The organism is Kitasatospora sp. NPDC059327, from assembly GCF_042752535.1.
GTDB lineage: Bacteria > Actinomycetota > Actinomycetes > Streptomycetales > Streptomycetaceae > Kitasatospora.
On record NZ_JBHYYB010000046.1, the window covers coordinates 25,627 to 47,442 of the forward strand.

Sequence of the window (21,816 nt, forward strand, 5' to 3'; positions counted from 1 at the left end):
CCGATCTTGGGGCGGGGCGGGGTCGCGGTCCGGTCGCGGCGGGCGGGTGGCGGGCCCGCGGGGTGTGCGTGCCGCCGGGGCGGTCGGTGCGACAGGCCCTGCGAAGTGTCCTGCGGCGTGTCGTCCGGCGTGTCGTCCGACCGGAACAGGACTGTTCGGACAAAGCGGATATTGGTCTTGACCAATCGATCGGATGGCCGAAAGAGTGCGGTTTGGTCCATACCTTTTTCCGGACCTCTCCCACCCCCCGCACGTAAGCGGAGATCCTGCACATGCGCATACCCACTCCCGCCGCCGCGCTCGCGCTCGGCGGATCCCTTGCCCTGGCCGGTCTCGTCGCCCCGGCCGCGTACGCGGCCGAGCCCGGTCAGCAGTGCCAGAACCTTGGTGTCGCCAACCTCTACGGTGAGTTCATCGAGGGCGACGACACCCACACGCCGGACGCCGAAGGCGCGGTGGCGGTCGGCGGCAACGCGGACTTCACCGGCGGCTTCTCGGTCGGCCAGGAGCTGACGCCGGAGCAGGTGGCGGCGCTGCCCGGCGGCAACGCGCTGGTCGTGGCCGGCAAGATCACCGGACACAACACCCAGGTGATGAAGGGCAACGGTGTCTACGGCTCGAAGGCCGCCGGCGCCGTCGTCGACGCCCACCAGGGCAAGATCAGCCAGGGCGCGTCCCCGATCGACTTCAAGGCCGAGTTCGCCAAGCTGCGCGCCGCCGCCACCGCGCTCGCCGCCGCGCCGCAGACCGCCGGCGCCACGGTCGAGGCGAAGGGCGCGGGCCTCTACCTGAGTGCCGCCGACGCCAAGCTCAACAGCTTCACCGTCAGCGCCGCGACCCTCCAGGGCGCCACCGACGTCTTCGTGAAGGTGCCGGTCGGCTCGGTCACCGTGATCACCGTGACCGGTGACGCCTACGACATGGCCGCCGCCAGGACCACCGGCTTCCACCTGTGGGACGAGGGCAAGAAGGCCTACGTCCTGGACGACAAGCTGCAGAGCGCGGCGGGCGGGGCGGTCAGGGCCAAGCTGCTCTGGAACTTCCCGACCGCCACCAAGGTGGTCAAGAACAGCGCGGCCGCCTGGGCCGGCACCGTGCTGGCGCCGAACGCCGCCTTCGACCTCGGCAGCGGCGGACCGGTCAACGGCTCGGTGATCGCCAAGTCGCTGACCGGCAAGGGCGGCGCGGAGACGCACCACTACCCGTTCACCGGCTGCCTGCCCACCGAGGTGCCGCCGACCACCGTGCCGACCGTGCCCCCGGTGGTGCCGACCGGTTCGCCGTCGGCGAGCACCACCCCGAGCGCCTCGGGCACGCCGAGCACGCCGGGCACGCCGGGTGCCTCGGTGACCCCGAGCGCCTCGGGCAGCCCGTCCACCCCGGCCGGCAAGCCGAGCCCGAGCGCCTCGGGCAGCCCCTCGGCCGCCGCCTCCCCGTCCTCGTCGGCGGCGGGGGTGCCGAGTGCCTCGGCCAGCCCGTCGGCCGAGGCCAGCACCGGGGGCGGTCTCGCCCACACCGGCTCCGGCCCGGTCGTCCCGCTGGCGATCGGCGGCGCGGTCGTCATCGCCGCGGGTGGCGCGATCGTGGTGGCCACGCGTCGTCGGGCGGCCGGGAAGGCCTGACGGCCCCTCGGCTGACCGTTGTGCTGCCCCCGGTGGTCGGATTCGACCGCCGGGGGCAGCACTCTTTTGGCCACTGTGACGGAATACGTTCAAGTTGGCCGAACCGGTGTTGTGCGAGGTGGCGGGTGTGATGGGCTGCCTCCTGCACAACCGGGGCCGGACGGACAGTCGAAATCCGGTCGTACGGCGGGGTGTGGGGAGGTACGGGGGTGCCGGTAGAGTCCCCCGGACAGTCGTGGCGGGCCACCGCGCAACCACTCAACAAGCCTGCTGCACAAGACCGTTCGGAGGGGACAACGAAATGGCGCGACAGCGGCGGCAGATCGGTATCAGGAGCGCGGCACTGGCGGGGACGGCGGCGGTCGCCGTCCTGCTGCCCGTGGCGCTGGCGACCAGCGCCTCGGCACATGTGCCGAAGTGGCAGGTGACCTGCGACAAGATCGTGATCGATCTGACCAACTACAGCGACGCGAGCGGTGTGAAGAACGTCGTCAGCCTGACCGTCGACGGCGAGAAGGTGCTCGACCAGAAGGAGTTCGGCAAGGAGTTCCACGGGACGTACCCGGTGAAGGACCACGCCAAGCCGGTCAGCGCCACCTTCGTGGTCACCACCACCGAGGACCCGAAGAACGGCGACTGGAACAAGACGGAGACCAAGACGATCGAGGTCTGCCAGACCCCGACGCCCACCCCGACGCCCACACCGACTCCGACTCCGACCCCCACGCCCACGCCCACGCCCACGGCGACTCCCACGCCCACGGCGACTCCCACGCCCACCAAGACCCCGACCCCCACGCCGACCCCGTCGCGCACCGCCACCCCCACGGCGACCCCGACCCCCACCCCGACCCGGACGCCCAGCCCGGCTCCCAGCACCGCCACCCCCGGCCCGGTGCTCGCCCAGACCGGTAGCAGCGACGCCACCCCCGCCATCGCGGCGGCCGGCGGCGGCGTCCTGCTCCTCGGCGGCGCGATCGTGCTGCTCGCCCGCAGGCGCCGCAACGGCGACAGCGAGAGCTGACGCCCGCGAGTAGTCCCGGTGGCCCCCCGCTCGCACCGTCGAGCGGGGGGCCACCGTGCTGGGTGGTGGAGTCGTGGCGCCGGCTCTTGATCTTTAGTCCAGCACGGGAATGTCGGCCGGTCGGCGTGGACAGGTCCTCCGGCGATCCCTGGCGTCGATGTCCGACGGCCATGACGGCCGGTTCGAAGGGAGCGATTTCCATGCTCGGTGATCCGAAGTTGACCAGGCTGACCGGTCGGGTCAACGGTCCCAACTGCGATGACGACGACTGCCCGAACGTCTACGCCACCGACCGCGATACGTTCGTCTCCGGCGCCCCGCCCCGGTCGCGCCGCAGGACGCCGTCGTCACCCTCACCGTGCCGGAGGCCGCCCGCGCCGCGGCCGCCGCGGGGACGACCGTCCGGCTGGGCCGAGGACGGTCACAGGCCCGGCGGGCGGCTGCGTTCAGTGGACGACTGTCGGCCGGAGCCAGCAGGAATTCGTCAGCCGGCGGGCTGCGTGGTCCACTGCTGGTTTGCGCCGCTGTTCCTCCACCAGAGCTGCGCGGGCGCACCCTGAGCGTTGCTGAATCCGCCGATTTCCATATTCATGTTCTCGACGCTGAACATACGGGACGCGGACCCGCCGTAACTCGCCATTGACCACCGCTGCGTGTTGTCACACGTGAACTGCTTCAGCAGCTCGCCGCCGACCGGCTGACCGCCTCCGTCGAAGTAGACGCACTTTCCGCTGTACACATTGATCAGCGACACCTGGCCGACGTAGCCACCCGGTGCGTCCGCCAGGCGCCACTGCTGGTTGTCGCCCGAGCTGCAGTCCCACTGCCGGACCGGGGCGCCGTCGTCCGTCCGCCAGTCCGCCACCTCAAGACACTTGAGACTGCTGTTGTTGATGAAGCGGAACGGGCCCTCGCCGCCCCAGACGGCCGACGCCGACTGGCCACCCATCAGCAGCCCGGCGCCAACAGCCACCACACCCGCGCGAAGCGCGTTCTTCTTCAGACTGGACCGCATTTCCCAACCCCCTGTAATCGCGCGAGGACACAGCGGGACATTCCCCCGCATGGCGTTCTCCCCTGATGCCATAAACGGTCCGATCATGGCAGCCACGCCCCACCGCCACAAGTTTATTCGCGCGCGATGGAACCGGGCGGTCGGCGCCAACACCTGAAATCCCGGGACGAATCGCCGTCGGATTCCGATGATCTCCACCGCCGAGCCCCGGAAGTCCGCCACGTTGCGCTCGCGGCGCCGTCGGCGGAGCGCCCCTGAACGCCGACGAGCGCACGACGCTGGAGGGTTGGCTCGACTTCCATCGCGCCACGCTGGCCATGAAGTGCGAGGGCCTGGACGACGAGCAGGCCGCCGCGGCGTCGGTGCCGCCGTCCGGCGTCACGCTCACCGGCCTGGTCCAGCACATGGCGGAGGTGGAGCGGAACTGGTTCCGCCGCGTGTTCGCCGGGGAACAGGCTCCGCCCATCTACGACCCGCAGGCCGATCCGAGCGGCCCCGACGGTGGGTTCGACCTGGCGGCGGGCACCGCTCTGAGCGACGCCCTCGACACGTGGCGCGCGGAGATCGCCCGCGCCCGTGAGCACTGCGCCGCGCACGCTCTGACCGATACGGGTCGCTTCATGGAGCAGGACGTCAACCTTCGCTGGATCTACGTCCACATGATTGAGGAGTACGCCCGCCACAACGGCCACGCCGACCTGGTCCGGGAGCGCATCGACGGCACCACCGGGGTGTAGCACCGGACCGGTCGGCGTCGGCCCGGTGGCCGGCTTCCCGTCCCGGGCCCGGTGCCCAGCCGGACCGGTAGCGGCGACGCTCCCCGTGGTCGCGGTGTGAGACCCTTCGGTCGCGATCGGCGGGGGCGTCGCGCACGGCAACGATGGGGGCGAGATGGAATCAGACGGATCCGGGCACGTGGGGCCGACACCGGTGGAGACCGCCGGTCACCTCCTGGCGCGGATCCGGGAGGGCGGTCTCCACGTCCGGAGGAAGAAGAAGACCTTCCGCCTGGCCTCCTCGGCCCTGAAGGTGCTGACGCTCCTGCTGTCCGCCGCCTCGACGATCATCCTCGGCCTGCAGGACCTGGACTTCTGGGCCGGCCTGGGCTTCGCCCTCGTGGCCGTGGTGACCCTGCTGGGAGCCGTCGAGTCGTTCTTCAACTGGCGATCGCGCTGGGTGTTGATGGAGGAGTCGCAGCACCGGTTCGAGCGCCTCGCCGCCGAGTTGGAGTACCTCGTCGCCTCGACGCCCGCCGACGAGCTCACCCAGGACCGGCTCCGGCCGATCTTCGACGAGTACCAGGGCGTGTGGGCGCGGCAGAGCGAGCGCTGGCTCCAGGACCGCCGCACGCAGGCCGCCCAACCGGGCGGCCACTGAGCCGTCGGTGGGTCCGACTTTCCACGCCGGGTGGAGGGTCCTCGCTCGGGCCGGTCCCTCGCTCGGTCCGAGCGAGGGACCGTCGGACAGCTGAGCGCGACCACCAAGGCCCTCACGTCCGGGGGAGGGCCGCTCCGCTTCCCGGGGCCCTCCCGGGCCGGGGGCGCGGCCGCGTCACAGGCTTCCGCCGAAGGCCGGGCAGGCTACGCTCGCAGCGAGTACGGGACCGAGGAGATCCGAGGAGGGCACCACGGCCCTGACCAGCCGCGAACGCGTCATCAGAACGCTGACGTTCTGGCTGCGCCCGGCCTTCGCCCTGCGCTGCGTCAGCCGTTTCCAGAAGCTCGTGGGCTTCGACCGCTCGATGGCCCTGGCGGCCGGCGCGCTGGCGGCCACCGTTCCGCTCTCGATCCTCACCAGCACCATCCTGGCGCGCGCGGGGCACACGGACACGGCGGAGCGGATCATCGGCCGCTACCAGCTGACCGGCGAGGGCGCCGATGCCATCCGGCAGGTGTTCGCGCTGTCGTCCGGCACGACCGCGACCGTCGGCGTCTTCGGGGCGGCGTTCCTCGTGATCTCGGTGCTGAGTTTCGCGCGGGCGGTCCAGCGCCTGTTCGAGCAGACCTGGGACCTGAGGCCGCTCAGTGTCCGCAACACGCTGAACGACCTGTGGTGGGTGGCCGGGCTCACCGGCTACCTGACGGTCACCGGTCTGGTCTACGGCCTCCTCGGCCGCGGGCGCCTGCAACTGGGGGCTGCCGCTGTCGAGGCGCCGGTGACCGCGGCCTTCTTCGTCTGGAGCGGCTGGATCCTCACCGCGCGGCGGAGCACCTGGCGGGCCCTGCTCCCGTTCGGCGTCGTCGGGGGCGCGCTGACGTCGGTGTACTCGGTGGGCGCGACGGTCTACCTGCCGCACCTGTTCAACTCCTCGGCCACCCGCTACGGCGCGGTGGGCGCCGTCTTCGCGACGCTCTCGGCGCTCTTCGGCGCCATGCTGGTCACCGTGGGGTCGGCCGCGCTCGGGCGGGAGGTGCGCGACGAGCTCGTCGGCATCGCCAGGGGCGAGCGCCCGCCCGACGACGAGGTCCGCCGCGAATGGCACACCGTGATCGAGCAGGCGCGATCGCGGTGGCACACCACCCGGCAGCTGATCGCCCGCCACCGCCGGTCCAAGCAGCCGGGCGACCCGGATGGACCGGCCGAACCGGATGGACCGGAGGCACCCTGACCGTCAGGACGCGCGTCGGCCGGCCGGGCCCCGCAGCCCACCGGCGCACCACCACCGACCCCAGAGGCCGCCACCGCCTACCCGCCCGAGCGGGACCGGCGAGGCCCCGGCCCGTCGTGTCGCCTATGCTCCGGGGGCTATGGAGACCGCCGTTCTGGTGTTCGGTGCCGTCCTCGGCTCCCTCTCGTGCTTCACGGCGCGGGAGACGTACAGGGTGCACCAGGTCCGCGGCCGCGGCGTTCGCGCCGACGGCCGGGTGGAGCACATCCGGACCGACACCGACGGGGACGGCGTCCTCCAGCAATCCCGGTGGTCCGCTTCGACCTCCCCGACGGCACGACCGTCGAGGCGCAGAGCGCCACCGGCGAGCCCCACGCCTGCCGGCTCGGCCCGGGCGACCGGGTCGACGTCGCCTACCACCCGAGCCGGCCGAAGCAGATCGTCGTCATCGGGTTCGACGGCATCGCCAACCCGTGGCTCTACGGCGGGATCACCCTGTTCCTGGCCGGCCTCGCGACGGTCATGCTGCGGGCCGTATTCGTGGCCCCCCGACGACGGGTGGCCTCCCTGCCGGAGAGGAGGGGCCGACCGCCCGGGCTACTCCCAGCGGAAGAACCGGGCCGCGGCGGCCAGCCCGAGGACCGCCCAGCCGGCCAGGATGCCGAGGTCCGCCCACGGCACGCCGGCGCCGGTCTGCAGTACCGAGCGGAGGCCGTCGGACAGGGCGGCGATCGGCGTCAGTTCCAGAACCGACTGGACGGCGGACGGGAACTTCGACAGCGGGACGATCACCCCGCCGGCCAGCAGCAGCAGGATGAAGACCAGGTTGGCGGCGGCCAGCGTGGCCTCCGCCCTCAGCGTGCCGGCCATCAGCAGGCCGAGGCCCGAGAAGGCGGCGGTGCCGAGCACGAGCAGTGCCGCGACGGTGAGCGGATCGCCGTGCGGGGACCAGCCGAGCGCCAGGGCGATCACGCTCAGCAGCGCGACCTGCAACGCCTCGGTGACCAGGACGCAGCCGGTCTTCGCCGTGAGCAGCGCCCAGCGCGGCAGCGGGCTGGCGCCGAGCCGCTTGAGCACGCCGTACCGTCGCTCGAAGCCGGTGGCGATGGCCTGGCCGGTGAAGGCGGTGGACATCACGGCCAGCGCGAGCAGGCCGGGGGCCAGGAAGTCGACGCGCTTGCCGGGGCCCTCCACGGCGACGATGTCGACGGCGGAGAAGAGGACGAGCAGCACCGTCGGGATGATCACGGTCAGCAGCAGCTGTTCGCCGTTGCGCAGCAGCATCTTCGTCTCGAAGGCGGTCTGCGCGAGCAGCATCCGGCCGACGGGGGCGGCGCCGGGCTTGGGCGAGTAGTCCACGGAGGTCACGAGCGGAGGTCCCGTCCGGTCAGGTCGAGGAAGACGTCTTCGAGGCTGCGGCGCTGCACGGCGAGCCGCTCGGGGAGGATGCCGGAGGCCGCGCACCAGCCGGTGACGGTGGCCAGCAGCCGCGGGTCGACGGTCGTCTCGATGCGGTAGCCGCCGGGGGAGGCCTCGGTGGCGGTGGCGCCCTCGGGCAGCTCCTTGAGCAGCGGGGCGAGGTCCAGGCCGGGCGGGCCGTCGAAGCGCAGCGTGGACTCGGCGCCGTCGCGGCAGAGTTCCTCGGGGGTGCCTTCGGCGATCACCCTGCCGCGGTCGACGATCACGACGTGGTCGGCGAGCTGCTCGGCCTCGTCCATGTGGTGGGTGGTGACGACCACCGTGACGCCGTCCCGGCGCAGGTCGCGGACCAGCTCCCAGGTGGCGCGGCGGGCCTGCGGGTCGAGGCCGGCGGTGGGCTCGTCCAGGAAGACCAGCTCGGGCCGGCCGACCACGGCCATCGCCAGGGCGAGCCGCTGCTGCTGGCCGCCGGAGAGCCGGCGGTAGGTGGTGCGGCCGCAGGAGCCGAGGCCGAGGCGCTCGACCAGGGCGTCCACGTCGAGCGGGTCGGCGTGCAGTTTGGCGGTGTGCCGGAGCATTTCGACGGCGCGCGCTCCCGCGTACACGCCGCCGGATTGCAGCATCACGCCGATCCGCGGCCGCAGCTCGGCGCCCTGGGTGACCGGGTCCAGGCCGAGGACCCGGACGGTGCCGGCGTCGGGGTGGCGGTAGCCCTCGCAGGTCTCGATGGTGGTGGTCTTGCCGGCGCCGTTGGGGCCGAGCACGGCGGTGACGGCGCCGCGCGCGAGGGTGAGGTCGAGACCGTCCACCGCCGTCTTGGTGCCGTAGCGCTTGACCAGCCCGGTGACCCGGACCGCGGGTTCGGAGTGCATACCGGCGAGTCTAAGAGGAGCGAACACGCGGGCCGGCCGGGAGGCCGGGCCCGGGCCGGTGGACGCGGTGGGCGGGGCGTGGCGGAGGATGGGATTCCGGATCGGCGGGCCCCGGGGAGCCGGGCCCGGAACGGCCCCGTCGACCGGCCGAACGGCGCCCCCGTGATCGTTTCCGCAGGTCAGGTAAGGCTTACCTGCGTGACAGATGACACGAGTGAGGCCTGCATCACGGCTTGTCCCTTCGGAAGGAATTACGCAACAATCGTGTTGTGAAAAACATGCGCGAGCACCCCACGCAGCAGGAGGCCGAGTCGGCCCCCGGCTGCGCCGTGCCCGCGACGGCGACCGAGGTGCTGCTCGACGGTCACCGGGCGACCCGGGACCGGGTCGCGCGATCGATCCTCGACCACGGCCCCTCCTCCGCCGCCGACCTGGCGAGCCGGCTCGGTCTGTCGACCGCCGCCGTCCGCCGTCACCTGGACGGCCTCGCCGCCGCCGGGCTGGTCGACGCCCGCGAGCAGCGGGTCTACGGCAGTCGCGGCCGGGGGCGCCCGGCCAAGGTCTTCGCCCTCACCGAATCCGGTCGGGACGCCTTCTACCAGGCGTACGACCAGCTCGCGGCCGACGCGCTGCGCTGGATCTCCGACGCGGTGGGCGGCGGCGCCGCGGGCGAGGAGGCGGTCGCCGCCTTCGCCCGCGCCCGGTTCGGCAAGCAGGGCGAGAAGTACCTGGACACCCTGCGCGAGGCCGCCGCCGGTGAGCGCACCGAGGCACTGGCCCGGGCGCTGAGCGCCGACGGGTACGCTGCCACGGTGCGGCGGGTTCCGTCGGCCGCGGCGAAAGCCCCGGCGGGCGCCCAGCTCTGCCAGCACCACTGCCCGGTCGCGCACATCGCCGAGCAGTTCCCGCAGCTCTGCGAGGCGGAGACCGAGGTCTTCTCCCAACTGCTGGGCACCCATGTGCAACGGCTGGCCACCATCGCCCACGGCGACGGGGTCTGCACCACCTATGTACCGGCACCCGGTGCCGCATCGTCGCCCTCCCTGCGCACCGCGGGGCCGGGTTCCGGTGCAGTGCCGACTGCCGGTACGTCCACCGAAGATTCAGCGTCCGCGCGTTAGGAAGCTCGCATGACTGACACCGTTTCGCACCCTGAGCTCGAAGGCCTGGGCACCTACGAGTACGGCTGGGCGGACCCGGATGCCGCCGGTGCCGTCGCCAAGCGCGGGCTCAGCGAGGACGTCGTCCGCGACATCTCGGCGAAGAAGAGCGAGTCCGAGTGGATGCTGAACCTCCGCCTCAAGGGCCTCAAGCTGTTCGGCAAGAAGCCCATGCCCACCTGGGGCTCGGACCTCACCGGCATCGACTTCGACAACATCAAGTACTTCGTCCGTTCGACCGAGAAGCAGGCCGAGTCCTGGGAGGACCTGCCCGCCGACATCAAGGCGACGTACGACCGGCTCGGCATCCCGGAGGCGGAGAAGCAGCGCCTGGTCGCCGGTGTCGCCGCGCAGTACGAGTCCGAGGTCGTCTACCACCAGATCCGCGAGGACCTGGAGGAGCAGGGTGTCATCTTCCTTGACACCGACACCGCGCTCCGGGAGCACCCGGAGATCTTCAAGGAGTACTTCGGCACCGTCATCCCGGCCGGTGACAACAAGTTCGCCGCGCTGAACACGGCCGTGTGGTCGGGCGGGTCCTTCATCTACGTGCCGAAGGGTGTCCACGTCGACATCCCGCTGCAGGCCTACTTCCGGATCAACACCGAGAACATGGGCCAGTTCGAGCGGACGCTGATCATCGTCGACGAGGACGCCTACGTCCACTACGTCGAGGGCTGCACCGCGCCGATCTACTCCTCGGACTCGCTGCACTCCGCGGTCGTGGAGATCATCGTCAAGAAGGGCGGCCGCTGCCGCTACACGACCATCCAGAACTGGTCGAACAACGTCTACAACCTGGTCACCAAGCGCGCCGTGGCGTACGAGGGCGCGACCATGGAGTGGGTCGACGGCAACATCGGCTCCAAGGTCACCATGAAGTACCCGGCCGTCTACCTGATGGGCGAGCACGCCAAGGGCGAGACCCTGTCGATCGCCTTCGCCGGTGAGGGCCAGCACCAGGACGCCGGCGCCAAGATGGTCCACATGGCGCCGAACACCTCCTCCAACATCGTCTCCAAGTCGGTGGCGCGGGGCGGCGGCCGCACCTCCTACCGCGGTCTGATCGAGATCGGCGAGGGCTCCAAGGGCGCCAAGTCCAACGTGCTCTGTGACGCCCTGCTGGTCGACACCATCTCCCGCTCGGACACCTACCCGTACGTGGACGTCCGCGAGGACGACGTGTCGATGGGCCACGAGGCGACCGTCTCCAAGGTCAGCGAGGACCAGCTCTTCTACCTGATGAGCCGGGGCATGACCGAGTTCGAGGCGATGGCGATGATCGTCCGCGGCTTCGTCGAGCCGATCGCGCGCGAGCTGCCGATGGAGTACGCGCTGGAGCTGAACCGGCTGATCGAGCTGCAGATGGAGGGCTCCGTCGGCTGACGCACGGCCGCACGCAGTCCAGTCCGCAATCTTAGGAAGAGAGCACCACGACAGCCATGGCTGACGTCAACACCCCCACCGGCTCCACGACCGCCGGTTCGATCGAGGTCGGCACCGCGGGCGCGGGCGCGCAGCTCGCCGGCCCCGGTACCGGCCGTGCCACCGTCCAGCAGCCGATCGACGCGCGCGTCGCGGTCAAGCCCTCCTTCGAGGTCGGCGACTTCCCGGTGCCGACCGGCCGCGAGGAGGACTGGCGGTTCACCCCGCTGCACCGACTCAACGGCCTGCACGACGGCAGCGCCGCCGAGGCGGAGAAGGGCGCCGACAAGGTCGAGCTGAGCCTTCCGGACGGCGTCACCGCCGAGACCGTCGGCCGCGACGACGCCCGGCTGGGCAAGGCCGGCAAGCCGGTCGACCGGGTCGCCGCCCAGGCGTTCAGCGCCTTCGAGCAGGCGCTCGTGGTCACCGTCCCCAAGGAGACGGTGCTCACCGAGCCGGTGAAGATCGACGTGCACGGCGAGGGCGGCACCCGCTTCGCCCACGTGGTGATCGACGTGAAGCCGTTCGCCGAGGCCGTCGTGGTGATCAACCACACCGGCACGGGCACCCGCGCGGCCAACGTCGAGCTGCTGCTCGGTGACGGCGCCAAGCTGACCTTCGTCTCCGTCCAGGACTGGGACCGCGACGCGGTGCACACCGCGCAGCAGACCGCCCTGGTCGGCCGGGACGCCTCGCTGAAGTCCGTCGTGGTCACCTTCGGCGGCGACGTGGTCCGCATCCACCCGCGGGTCTCCTACGCGGCGCCCGGTGGCGAGGCCGAGCTGTTCGGCCTCTACTTCGCCGACGCCGGCCAGCACCTGGAGCACCGTCTGGTCATCGACCACGACACCCCGCACTGCCGCTCCAACGTCGTCTACAAGGGCGCGCTGCAGGGCCAGGACGCGCACGCCGTCTGGGTCGGCGACGTGCTGATCCGCGCGGCCGCGGAGGGCACCGACACCTACGAGCTCAACCGCAACCTGGTGCTGACCGACGGCGCCCGGGTCGACTCGATCCCCAACCTGGAGATCGAGACCGGCGAGATCGTCGGCGCCGGCCACGCCTCCGCGACCGGCCGCTTCGACGACGAGCAGCTCTTCTACCTGCAGGCCCGCGGCATCCCGGCCGACGAGGCCCGCCGTCTGGTGGTGCGCGGCTTCTTCGCCGAACTGGTCCAGCAGATCGGCGTCGCCGAGATCCAGGAGCAGCTCATGGAGAAGATCGAGGCCGAGCTGGAAGCGGCGGTCTGAGGCCGATGAGTTTTCTCCGTGCCTGCGCGCTGAGCGAGCTCCAGGAGGACGTGCCCCGGCGCGTCGACCTCAACGGTGTGCCCGTCTCCGTCGTCCGCACCGACGAGGGGGTGTTCGCGATCAACGACACCTGCTCGCACGCGAACGTCTCGCTCTCCGAGGGCGAGGTCGAGGACTGCATGATCGAGTGCTGGCTGCACGGCTCCAGCTTCGACCTGCGCACCGGCAAGCCCTCCGGACTGCCCGCCACCAAGCCGGTCCCTGTCTACCCCGTAAAGATCGAAGGGGACGATGTGCTCGTCTCCGTCAACCAGGAGTCCTGAGTACATATGGCAACCCTTGAAATCCGCGACCTGCACGTCTCCGTCGAGGCGGAGAACGGCCCCCGGGAGATCCTGAAGGGCGTCGACCTGACCGTGAAGCAGGGCGAGACCCACGCGATCATGGGTCCGAACGGCTCCGGCAAGTCCACCCTGGCGTACTCGCTGGCGGGTCACCCGAAGTACACCGTCACCGGCGGCTCGGTGCTGCTGGACGGCGAGGACGTCCTGGAGATGTCCGTCGACGAGCGCGCCCGCGCCGGCGTCTTCCTGGCCATGCAGTACCCGGTCGAGGTTCCGGGCGTGTCGGTGTCCAACTTCCTGCGCACCGCCGCCACCGCCACCCGTGGCGAGGCCCCGAAGCTGCGGCTCTGGGTCAAGGAGGTCAAGGAGGCGATGGCGGCCCTCCAGATGGACCCGGCCTTCGCCGAGCGCAACGTCAACGAGGGCTTCTCCGGCGGTGAGAAGAAGCGCCACGAGATCCTGCAGCTGGAGCTCCTCAAGCCGAAGATCGCGATCCTCGACGAGACCGACTCCGGTCTGGACGTCGACGCGCTGCGGGTCGTCTCCGAGGGCATCAACCGGGTCCGTTCGACCGGCGAGGTCGGCACCCTGCTGGTGACCCACTACACCCGCATCCTGCGGTACATCAAGCCCGACCACGTCCACGTCTTCGCGGCCGGCCGCATCGTCGAGTCCGGCGGCGCCGAGCTGGCCGACAAGCTGGAGGAAGAGGGCTACGAGTCCTACGTGAAGGGTGGCGCTTCCGAGTGATCCATACTCCCGAGACGAGTGGCCCGACGACGGGTCTGCCGGGTCTGCTCGACACCGACGCGATCCGCAAGGACTTCCCCGTCCTGCAGCGCCTGCTGCACGAGGACAAGCCCCTGGTGTACCTGGACAACGCCGCGACCTCGCAGAAGCCGCGCCAGGTGCTGGAGGCGCTGAACGCCTACTACGAGCGGCACAACGCCAACGTGCACCGCGGCGTGCACGTGCTGGCCGAGGAGGCCACGGCGCTGTACGAGGGGGCCCGGGACAAGGTCGCGGCCTTCGTCAACGCGCCGAGCCGCAACGAGGTGGTCTTCACCAAGAACGCCTCGGAGTCGCTCAACCTGGTCGCCAACATGCTGACCTGGGCGGACGAGCCGTACCGGGTGGACGCCGACTCCGAGATCGTCATCACGGAGATGGAGCACCACTCCAACATCGTCCCGTGGCAGCTGCTCTCGCAGCGCACCGGCGCGAAGCTGAAGTGGTTCGGGCTGACCGACGAGGGCCGGCTCGACCTGTCGAACATCGACGAGCTGATCACCGAGAAGACCAAGGTGGTCTCGTTCACCCTGGTCTCCAACCTGCTCGGCACCGTGAACCCGGTCGAGGCCATCGTCCGCCGGGCCCAGGCCGTCGGCGCGCTGGTCGTCATCGACGCCTCGCAGGCCGCCCCGCACATGGTGCTGGACGTGCAGGCGCTGGAGGCCGACTTCGTCGCCTTCACCGGTCACAAGATGCTGGCCCCCACCGGCATCGGCGTGCTCTGGGGCCGCCAGGAGCTGCTGGAGGACCTCCCGCCGTTCCTCGGCGGCGGCGAGATGATCGAGACCGTCACCATGGGCTCGTCCACCTACGCCCCGGCACCGCACAAGTTCGAGGCCGGCACCCCGCCGATCGCCCAGGCGGTCGGGCTCGGCGCGGCCATCGACTACCTGTCGAACATCGGCATGGACCGGATCGCCGCGCACGAGCACGCCATCACCGCCTACGCGGTCGAGCGGCTGCTGGAGGTCCCGGACCTGCGGATCATCGGTCCGCGCACGGCCGTGGACCGCGGCGCCGCGATCTCGTTCACGCTGGGTGACATCCACCCGCACGACGTGGGTCAGGTGCTGGACGAGCAGGGCATCGCCGTGCGCGTCGGCCACCACTGCGCGCGGCCGGTCTGCCTGCGGTACGGAATTCCGGCGACCACGCGGGCGTCGTTCTACCTGTACTCGACGCCCGGCGAGGTCGACGCCCTGATCGACGGCCTGCACCACGTCCGGAACTTCTTCGGCTGACGGGACGGCCCACGACATGAAGCTCGACTCGATGTACCAGGACATCATCCTGGACCACTACCGCAACCCGCACGGCAAGGGGCTGCGGGACGGCGACGCCGAGGTGCACCACGTCAACCCGACCTGCGGGGACGAGATCACCCTGCGGGTGCGGCTCGACGGTGCCACGGTCGTGGACGTCTCGTACGAGTCGCAGGGCTGTTCCATCAGCCAGGCCAGCGCCTCGGTGCTGAACGACCTGGTGGTCGGCAAGACCGTCGGTGAGGCGCAGGCCGTCCAGGAGGCCTTCCTGGAGCTGATGCAGAGCAAGGGTCAGGGCGAGGGCGACGAGGAGGTGCTGGAGGACGCGGTGGCGTTCGCCGGCGTCTCCAAGTACCCGGCCCGGGTCAAGTGCGCGCTGCTCAGCTGGATGGCCTGGAAGGACGCCACCGCCAAGGCGCTGGCCGAGCAGCCCGCCGTCAACGACCTGAACGACTGAAGCAGAAGAGGAGGACAGACCATGAGTGACACCGCGACGCCCGCCCCTTCCGCAGAGGAGGGTCCGACCGTCATCGTCGGCACCACCGCCGGAACCGTCTCCGTCGAGGACCTGACCGAGGCCCTGATGGACGTCGTCGACCCCGAGCTGGGCATCGACGTCGTCAACCTGGGCCTGATCTACGGCATCCACATCGACGAGTCCGACGTGGCCACCATCGACATGACGCTCACCTCGGCGGCCTGCCCGCTGACCGACGTCATCGAGGACCAGGCCAGGACGGCCACCGACGGCCTCGTCCAGGACCTGCGGATCAACTGGGTCTGGATGCCGCCGTGGGGCCCGGACAAGATCACCGACGACGGTCGCGACCAGCTCCGCGCCCTCGGCTTCAACGTCTGACCGACGGGCCTTCGTCAACCCACTGCCGCGCGAGTCTCTCCTTCGGGGGAAGCATTCGCGCGGCAGTGGTATATCTGCGAACGGGCGGCCACGCTGGTGCCGCGACCGCGAAGGGAGCGACGGGATGGCTGTGGAAGCAATCGGGCACTGGACGTTGCCCGCCTCCCCGTATGCCATGTGGGTCCGGGGTGAGCTGGGTGAGTTCCTGCGCATTCCGGACGACGGCACACGGGTCGAGGTGATCGGAGGGGAGTTCGTCGTGTCACCGGCGCCTGTGTTCGTCCATGCGGTGATTCTCTCGGACATTCAGCGGGGCATCGAACATGCCCGCTTCAATGATCCGGGCTGCCCTTGGCGGGTGGTTCAAACGATCAACCTCGACCTCGTGGAGATCGGGGACGGCTACATCCCGGACCTCGTCGTGGTGGACGCCGAGGTGGAGCGGCGCGGTGTGGCGGACAACGTGCTGAATCTGGGAGCGCACGAGGTCAGCCTCCTCGTCGAGGTGACATCCTCCTCCAACGCGCACAACGACCGCCGGCCCGTGCTCGGCCGCCGGCTCAAGCCCACCAAGTGGAGCGGGTACGCGCGGACCGGGGTGCCCTACTACCTGCTGGTGGAGCGTGACCCGCGGCAGCCCGGCATCACGCTGTTCGGTGAGCCGGACCGCGGTGAGGGGAGCTACCGGGTGCTCGGCGAGTGGAAGTTCGGTGAGCCGGTGCGGCTGCCGGCGCCCTTCGGGTTCGAGATCGTCACGGACACCTGGAAGCCCTGGGCGGTGTAGCCCGTGAGAACGCCGCCGCCCGGAACGGTATCCGTCCCGGGCGGCGGCGTGCCTGCCGGTCAGGCGGCGGCGGTGCGGGGCCTGCGGGCCACGGCGAGGGCCAGGCCGACGCAGAGCAGGGCGGCGAGGCCGACGAAGCCGCTGGTGGCCGGGAGCAGGCCGTAGGCCTGGACGAGCGCGCCGACGGCGACGATCGGCAGCGAACTGCCGAGGTACACGATGACCCAGAGCGAGCTGAGTTCGGAGCCCCGGCGCTCCGGGTTCATCGCGGCCACCGCGGTGGTGAACAGCGAGCGGAAGGCGACGCCCTGACAGGCGCCCCCGAGGACGCTGCCGATGAACAGCAGCGCCGGTGTGCCGGTGTACTGGGCGGTGACGACCAGGCCGAGGCCGGCCGCGAGACCGGTCATGCCGAGGGCGATGACCAGACGGTCGGCGGTCGGCGGGACGAGCAGCTGGGCGACGGCGGAGGAGCCGAGCAGCAGCGCGGCCACCACGGCGCCGGTCAGCCGGGAGTCGGTGTGCAGCAGCTTGGCGGAGAAGGCCGGGGCCAGGCTGAGGTAGACGCCGAAGACCGCGTAGGAGATGAAGCCGGCGGCCGAGGCGTGCAGGAACTCGCGACGGCCGGTGGTCGGCAGGGCGAGGCGCTGCGGGCGCAGGTGCGCCGGGGTGGTGATGCGCGGCGGGGAGGCCGGCGGGCGGTCGCGGCCGGGCATCCGGGGGTGGACCAGGGCGAGCGGCACACAGAGCGCGAGCAGGGCGACGGCGTGCAGCAGGAAGGGCGTCAGCAGCGGGTCGGATCCGCCGGCCAGCAGGGCGCCGACCACCGGGCCGAGCGCCACGCCGCCCGCCGAACACGCCAGGGTGAGCTTGGCGGCCAGCGTGGGGCGGTCGGGCAGCAGGTCGCCGAGGGCGGCCCCGGCGGCTCCGGTGGACAGGCCCACCGCGATGCCCTGGACGGCGCGGCCGAGGGCGAGCTGCCAGAAGCTGTCCGAGGTGGCGAAGACGGCGTCGCCGGCGGCGGCCAGGGTCACGGCGGGCAGGATCAGCGCGCGGCGGCCGAGGTGGTCCGACCAGTGGCCGACCACGGCGAGCACCGGCACCAGCGCGAACACGTACACCGTGAAGAGGATCGTGGTGTCGAGCGCGGTCAGCGAGAGCCGCTGTTGGAGCAGCGGGTAGATCGGCGTGGCCAGGTTGGCACCGATCAGCATGAGGAGGAGGGCGCCGGCGACGAGGCCGACACGGACACCGCGCAGCGCGTTCCAGCGGCTTATCGCGGCGAGCTGGAGCTGGGCGCGTGGCGCGAGCTCCAGGGGAAGCAGGGCCTCCGACAGTCGGCGTCCGTCGAACTGCGCGGTGCGCAGGCCGGAGCCGGCAGGGGAGAGGTCCGCCATGGCAGGGGTCTCCTGTGGCCGGGCACCACCAAGGTCGGCGGGGTGTGCCGGCACGCCCGTCCGGGGGCGCTGTGGTGGTGGCCTCGGTGCGGGGCTCCCTGGTGGAGCGGGTGAGCATGGGACCCTCCCACCCGGTAGCGGGCGAGGAGGGCGGAGGGGGCTTCGTTGCCCGGTGGCCCGTGCGGGGTGTGCGCGGTACCGATTCGAAGGATAAGGGGTGGGCGCATGGTTGCGGCGCGCGCCCCGGGAGGCCGGGCATCGGGGGTGCCCGGCCTATACGCTGAGGTAGCGGACCGGCACAGGGAGCTGGTCCACGGCGGCCGGAACGGATCGGCCGACCGCTGGCGGTAGGGAGAGCGCGCAACCATGGCCGGACGACGTCGTAAGAACGCTGGGGCTTCGTCGGCGGGTGCGCCGGACGAGGGGGCGGTCGGCGCGGTGCTGCCCGCCGACCTGGAGCTGCAGGACCTGTACGGGGCGTTCGCCGCGCACGGGCTGGACGACGAGGACCTGGACGACGCGGCCGTGCTGGTGCCGCCGGTGCGGCTGCCGGCCGAGTCCGAGCTGGTCGAACAGGCGAAGGCCGTGCCGATGTTCGGGTTCGCGCTGAAGCTGGCCCGCTGGGCGGCCCCGCACCGGGAGGTGGACGAGTTCGGCGACCTCACCGGTCCGGACCGCGAGCCGGCCGCCCGGCTGCTCGGCCTCGCGCCCGAGGAGGGCGAGGTGCCGGAGGAGGCCGTGGTCGAGGCGATGCGGGCCTGGTCGCTGGCCTGTGACCTCGACCTCGTCGAGATCGGCACCACCGCCGCCGGCGCGCACGTGGCCGTGCCCGGTCCGGATCTGGAGCCGGCCGAGGAGGGGGACGCGGAGACCGTCCTGGAGCTCTGGCTGACCGCCGCCGGGATCGTCCGGGAGCTGGCCGTGGAGGCCGACTCGCTGCCGGAGGAGGAGGCCGCCGAGGAGGCGGCCGAGCGGGCGGGGGCCGCCGAGGAGCCGGACGAGGAGGACGAGGAGCGGCTGGCGCGGGTCGAGGAGGCCCGGGAGGAGGCCGCCGAGCTGCTCGACGAGGCGCTCCAGGTGCTCTACGAGACCACCGCCTTCGCCGATCCCGGCGCGGAGACCGTGCCGCTGGGGGTGCTGGCCGCCCTGCTGGTCGTCCCGGAGGGGGAGGAGCCGAGCGAGGAGCTGCTCGGCGACATCACCGATGTGATGGTCGCGCTCGACCCGATGCTGGGTGACCTCGCCGAACTCGGTGTGCTGGACTACCGGCCGATCGACCCGGAGCTGTTCGACGAGGAGGAGGGGCAGGAGCCCGTCGGCGTCGCGGTCGGCGAGGAGCCGCTGGACGAGGAGGAGTCGGCCCGCTTCGGCCTGGTCCGGCTCACCCCGCTCGGTCAGTACGGCATCCGCCAGTGGCTGCTGGAGGACGGCTACGACGCGCCGCTGGTCGGTGAGTTGGCCCAGGGCGACGCCGCCGAGCTGCTCCGCGGGATCTGCGAGGCCGCCAATGTGCTGCCCGACGAGGAACTGCAGGTCTGGGTGACCGGCCGGGAGCCGGTGGCGGCGGCGCGCGAGCTGCTGGCGGCCTCGCGCGGCAATGACGCGTACGCCCCGATGCGCCGGATGCTCAGCGGGCTGGCACTGGGCATGATCGGCCGGCCCGCCGAGCCCGCCGCCCGGGAGGTGCTGGACGACCCGGAGCTGGGCGGGGCCGCGCGGGCCTGGCTGACCGGTGTCGGCGTCACCGACGTGCCCGCCCCGGAGCGCGGGATGGCGCTGTGGACGGTGGTCGACACCTTCGCCGCCCAGCTGCTCGACACCGGCGGCGACGCCGAACTGCTGCGCGAGCTGATCGCCGACCTGCCGGTGACCGGCAATCCGGCGAGCTACTTCGGCGAGCTGTGGCGGGTCGACCACCCGTACACGGCGGACGTGCTGGAGGCGGTCGGCGAGTTGCACCTGGACCGGACGGTGGCCAAGGAGGCGCGCAAGGCGGCCTTCAAGGCGCGTTCGAAGAGCTGAGGCGGCGGCGGGGGCCGGTGCGCCCGGCCGGTCACGGGAGGTCCAGCGAGCCGTCCTCGGTGAAGGGGAAGAACGGGTTGTGGGCCAGCTCCCACAGGTGGCCGTCCGGGTCCTCGAAGTAGCCGGAGTAGCCGCCCCAGCTGGTCGCGGCCGGGGGCTTGACCACCGTGGCGCCGGCGTCGACGGCCGCCCTCAGGGCGGCGTCGACCCGCTCGGGCGACTCCAGGTTCACCGCGAGGGTGACACCCCGGAACGACGGCTCGCCGAGCGCGGGGACGCCCGCGTCGGCGGCCAGCTCGTCGCTCGGGAAGAGGCCGAGCACCGAGTCGGCGGTGCGGAACCAGACGATCTCCGGGCTGGAGACCGTGGAACGGCGCCACCCGAGGCCTTCGTAGAAGCGGGCGCTGCGGTCGAGGTCCGTCACCCCGAGGGTGACGATGCTGATGCGGGCGGGAAAGTCCTGGGTCGCTGTCATGCCCGACAGCGTAGGAAGCGGGACTGACAAACAGGTGCCCTGACACGGTGACCCGGGTATCGATCCACCTGGCGGGGCAAAGGAGCTGATGACCCGGCAGGTCGGGCCACGTAGGGTGTCCCGCAGGCTGCGAGGGCGACGAGGACACGGGGGTGCGGCGCGGGATGACGCGGGAGAGCGGTGGCAGGCAGGACGGACTCCGGGGGGACGGCGCGCGGTGGATGGACCCGTGCGGACGGGAGGACCGCTTCGCGGACCAGGAGGAGTTCTCCCGTCACACCCTGGCCGCGGCCGACTTCCCGGTGTACGGCGTCGTCCGGGGGGTGGACCCGGACGGTGACGCGCTGGCCGCGTTCGAGACCTGTGACGGCCGGCTGTCCTGGGTCGAGGTCTGCTCCGGCGACTGGACCTGTGCCGACGGCCCGTACGTCACCGTGCGCACCTACCGGCCCGGCGCCGACCGGCCCGGTGCGCTGCCCGAGCTGGAGGACGTGGTCGAGGACGAGCGTGACCGGGTCTACGAGCAGCTCGGCGTCGACGAGGGGGACGGCCCGGGCCGGGTCCGGGCGCTGCGCGAGTGGATCACCGTCGGCGGCGAGCCGTGCGCGGTGGAGGTCCACGAGGACCTGCGTGACCTCTGGGGTCGACCGGACGCCCCGGTGCCCGGTCTCGGTGCCACCCCCGGCGCCGGCCCGGTCTGGGCGGGCCGGTTCCGGGTGGCCGGGCTGACCGTCACCGTCTGCGGGCGCGGGGTGGCGCCGGGCAGTCTCGAACTGGCACCGATCGGGGACGTCGAGCGGCAGTTGCGCGGCCGGACGGCGCTGCTGCGCGGCCTGGCCGCCCGCCGGGCCCGGTACGTCCCGGTCGAGGAGCGCGAACTCGCGCCGTCGACCGGGCTGGAGGCGCACCGGACGTTGATCGAGCACTGCGTCGCCGAGTCCGCCGCGATCGAGGCGCAGGTCCGGGCCGGCCGGACGCCCCGGTTGCCGCGCGGGCTGCGCGGCGAGACCGGCGCGCTGCGCTGGGAGGCCGCGGTGCGCCGGCAGATGCGGCTCGGCTCGGAGAGCCGCGAGGAGGCGGTCGCGTCGGTGACGGCGATGGTCAACCACCTCAACCGGCTCTCCCAGCAGACCCAGTGGGTGGTCGGTACGGCGGAGGGGGTGGCCGCGGTCGAGGAGGTCATCCGCTACACCGTGTTCGCCAGCGAGGTGGCCAGCCTGCCCGCGCAGCGCGCCTGGGAGCAGCTCTGGCGGGACCGGGCGGCCGGGGCGGGCGACGACTGGGAGGGACAGCGGCTCGGCGAGCAGCTCTGGCTCGCGGCCTGGGAGCAGTGGCGGGCGGCCCGCGCGGGGCGGTGATCGGGGCCGTCCGGCGGCGCGGCGCAGCGGCGCGCGGTGGGGTGCCGTTCGGAGTGGCACGCGGGTGCCGCGCGGGTCGGTGGCGAGGTGTCGCGGCGCTGTGACCTGTGGTGCGCATGGCAAAGGGC

General features: G+C 72.0%; 21 protein-coding genes. 16 read left to right on the forward strand and 5 right to left on the reverse strand.

Annotated elements, in window-relative coordinates; translation table 11 throughout:
- Nucleotides 1-272: 272 nt before the first annotated feature.
- Both ACFXHB_RS25705 and ACFXHB_RS25710 read left to right on the forward strand, forming a co-directional pair.
- Nucleotides 273-1,622 (forward strand): choice-of-anchor A family protein, encoded by a 1,350-nt coding sequence (locus ACFXHB_RS25705; protein WP_380576979.1) that lies wholly within the window; start codon nt 273-275, stop codon nt 1,620-1,622.
- A 301-nt stretch (nt 1,623-1,923) separates the two neighbouring features.
- Nucleotides 1,924-2,646 (forward strand): LAETG motif-containing sortase-dependent surface protein, encoded by a 723-nt coding sequence (locus ACFXHB_RS25710; RefSeq protein WP_380576980.1) that lies wholly within the window; start codon nt 1,924-1,926, stop codon nt 2,644-2,646.
- Nucleotides 2,647-3,130: 484 nt separating this feature from the next.
- Here ACFXHB_RS25710 and ACFXHB_RS25715 read toward each other — a convergent pair whose 3' ends face one another.
- Nucleotides 3,131-3,748 (reverse strand): RICIN domain-containing protein, encoded by a 618-nt coding sequence (locus tag ACFXHB_RS25715; RefSeq protein ID WP_380577014.1) that lies wholly within the window; start codon nt 3,746-3,748, stop codon nt 3,131-3,133.
- A gap of 167 nt (nt 3,749-3,915) precedes the next feature.
- Between ACFXHB_RS25715 and ACFXHB_RS25720 the strand changes: the two genes are divergently transcribed.
- From ACFXHB_RS25720 to ACFXHB_RS25730, 3 genes are all read left to right on the forward strand, one after another.
- The gene (locus ACFXHB_RS25720) at nt 3,916-4,398 is read left to right on the forward strand and encodes a DinB family protein (RefSeq protein WP_380577015.1); all 483 of its coding nucleotides are present in this window, start codon (nt 3,916-3,918) and stop codon (nt 4,396-4,398) included.
- Between the two features lie 154 nt (nt 4,399-4,552).
- Nucleotides 4,553-5,038 carry a DUF4231 domain-containing protein gene (locus ACFXHB_RS25725; RefSeq protein WP_380576981.1) on the forward strand — a complete coding sequence of 162 codons (486 nt, stop codon included), beginning with the start codon at nt 4,553-4,555 and terminating at the stop codon, nt 5,036-5,038.
- Between the two features lie 346 nt (nt 5,039-5,384).
- Nucleotides 5,385-6,269, forward strand: a complete 885-nt coding sequence (locus tag ACFXHB_RS25730; RefSeq protein ID WP_380576982.1) for a YhjD/YihY/BrkB family envelope integrity protein — start codon at nt 5,385-5,387, stop codon at nt 6,267-6,269.
- A gap of 597 nt (nt 6,270-6,866) precedes the next feature.
- On the opposite strand, the gene ACFXHB_RS25735 is transcribed toward ACFXHB_RS25730, so the two are convergent.
- Nucleotides 6,867-7,586: an ABC transporter permease gene (locus ACFXHB_RS25735; protein ID WP_380577016.1), complete on the reverse strand. Its 720-nt coding sequence runs from the start codon at nt 7,584-7,586 to the stop codon at nt 6,867-6,869.
- 47 nt (nt 7,587-7,633) lie between these two features.
- Nucleotides 7,634-8,560: an ABC transporter ATP-binding protein gene (locus ACFXHB_RS25740; protein WP_380576983.1), complete on the reverse strand. Its 927-nt coding sequence runs from the start codon at nt 8,558-8,560 to the stop codon at nt 7,634-7,636.
- 278 nt (nt 8,561-8,838) lie between these two features.
- Between ACFXHB_RS25740 and ACFXHB_RS25745 the strand changes: the two genes are divergently transcribed.
- The 9 genes from ACFXHB_RS25745 to ACFXHB_RS25785 all read left to right on the forward strand — a co-directional run bounded on the left by ACFXHB_RS25745 (nt 8,839) and on the right by ACFXHB_RS25785 (nt 16,436).
- Nucleotides 8,839-9,681, forward strand: coding sequence for a helix-turn-helix transcriptional regulator (locus ACFXHB_RS25745; protein ID WP_380576984.1), 843 nt, complete (start codon nt 8,839-8,841; stop codon nt 9,679-9,681).
- 9 nt (nt 9,682-9,690) lie between these two features.
- Nucleotides 9,691-11,106 carry a Fe-S cluster assembly protein SufB gene (sufB, locus tag ACFXHB_RS25750; RefSeq protein ID WP_380576985.1) on the forward strand — a complete coding sequence of 472 codons (1,416 nt, stop codon included), beginning with the start codon at nt 9,691-9,693 and terminating at the stop codon, nt 11,104-11,106.
- A gap of 56 nt (nt 11,107-11,162) precedes the next feature.
- A complete protein-coding gene (sufD, locus tag ACFXHB_RS25755) occupies nt 11,163-12,395 on the forward strand; it encodes a Fe-S cluster assembly protein SufD (protein WP_380576986.1) in 1,233 nt (410 codons plus the stop codon).
- Between the two features lie 5 nt (nt 12,396-12,400).
- The gene (locus ACFXHB_RS25760; RefSeq protein ID WP_380576987.1) at nt 12,401-12,718 is read left to right on the forward strand and encodes a bifunctional 3-phenylpropionate/cinnamic acid dioxygenase ferredoxin subunit; all 318 of its coding nucleotides are present in this window, start codon (nt 12,401-12,403) and stop codon (nt 12,716-12,718) included.
- A 6-nt stretch (nt 12,719-12,724) separates the two neighbouring features.
- On the forward strand, nt 12,725-13,489 hold the full coding sequence (gene sufC / locus ACFXHB_RS25765; RefSeq protein ID WP_380576988.1) for a Fe-S cluster assembly ATPase SufC: 765 nt from the start codon (nt 12,725-12,727) through the stop codon (nt 13,487-13,489).
- Complete coding sequence (locus tag ACFXHB_RS25770; RefSeq protein ID WP_380577017.1) at nt 13,489-14,772, forward strand: cysteine desulfurase; 1,284 nt, start codon at nt 13,489-13,491, stop codon at nt 14,770-14,772. Before sufC ends, ACFXHB_RS25770 begins: the two co-directional genes overlap by 1 nt.
- A 16-nt stretch (nt 14,773-14,788) precedes the next feature.
- On the forward strand, nt 14,789-15,250 hold the full coding sequence (gene sufU, locus ACFXHB_RS25775) for a Fe-S cluster assembly sulfur transfer protein SufU (RefSeq protein WP_380576989.1): 462 nt from the start codon (nt 14,789-14,791) through the stop codon (nt 15,248-15,250).
- Nucleotides 15,251-15,271: 21 nt separating this feature from the next.
- Nucleotides 15,272-15,652 carry a metal-sulfur cluster assembly factor gene (locus tag ACFXHB_RS25780; RefSeq protein ID WP_380576990.1) on the forward strand — a complete coding sequence of 127 codons (381 nt, stop codon included), beginning with the start codon at nt 15,272-15,274 and terminating at the stop codon, nt 15,650-15,652.
- Nucleotides 15,653-15,827: 175 nt separating this feature from the next.
- Nucleotides 15,828-16,436 (forward strand): Uma2 family endonuclease, encoded by a 609-nt coding sequence (locus tag ACFXHB_RS25785; protein WP_380577018.1) that lies wholly within the window; start codon nt 15,828-15,830, stop codon nt 16,434-16,436.
- A gap of 59 nt (nt 16,437-16,495) precedes the next feature.
- Here ACFXHB_RS25785 and ACFXHB_RS25790 read toward each other — a convergent pair whose 3' ends face one another.
- Nucleotides 16,496-17,833 (reverse strand): MFS transporter, encoded by a 1,338-nt coding sequence (locus ACFXHB_RS25790; protein ID WP_380576991.1) that lies wholly within the window; start codon nt 17,831-17,833, stop codon nt 16,496-16,498.
- A gap of 366 nt (nt 17,834-18,199) precedes the next feature.
- Between ACFXHB_RS25790 and ACFXHB_RS25795 the strand changes: the two genes are divergently transcribed.
- Nucleotides 18,200-19,855, forward strand: coding sequence for a hypothetical protein (locus tag ACFXHB_RS25795; RefSeq protein ID WP_380576992.1), 1,656 nt, complete (start codon nt 18,200-18,202; stop codon nt 19,853-19,855).
- 31 nt (nt 19,856-19,886) lie between these two features.
- On the opposite strand, the gene ACFXHB_RS25800 is transcribed toward ACFXHB_RS25795, so the two are convergent.
- A complete protein-coding gene (locus tag ACFXHB_RS25800; RefSeq protein ID WP_380576993.1) occupies nt 19,887-20,330 on the reverse strand; it encodes a VOC family protein in 444 nt (147 codons plus the stop codon).
- 221 nt (nt 20,331-20,551) lie between these two features.
- On the opposite strand from ACFXHB_RS25800, the gene ACFXHB_RS25805 reads away from it, so the two are divergent.
- Entirely contained in the window at nt 20,552-21,688 is a 1,137-nt protein-coding gene (locus ACFXHB_RS25805; protein ID WP_380576994.1) for a hypothetical protein, read from the forward strand.
- The last annotated feature ends 128 nt before the right edge of the window (nt 21,689-21,816 follow it).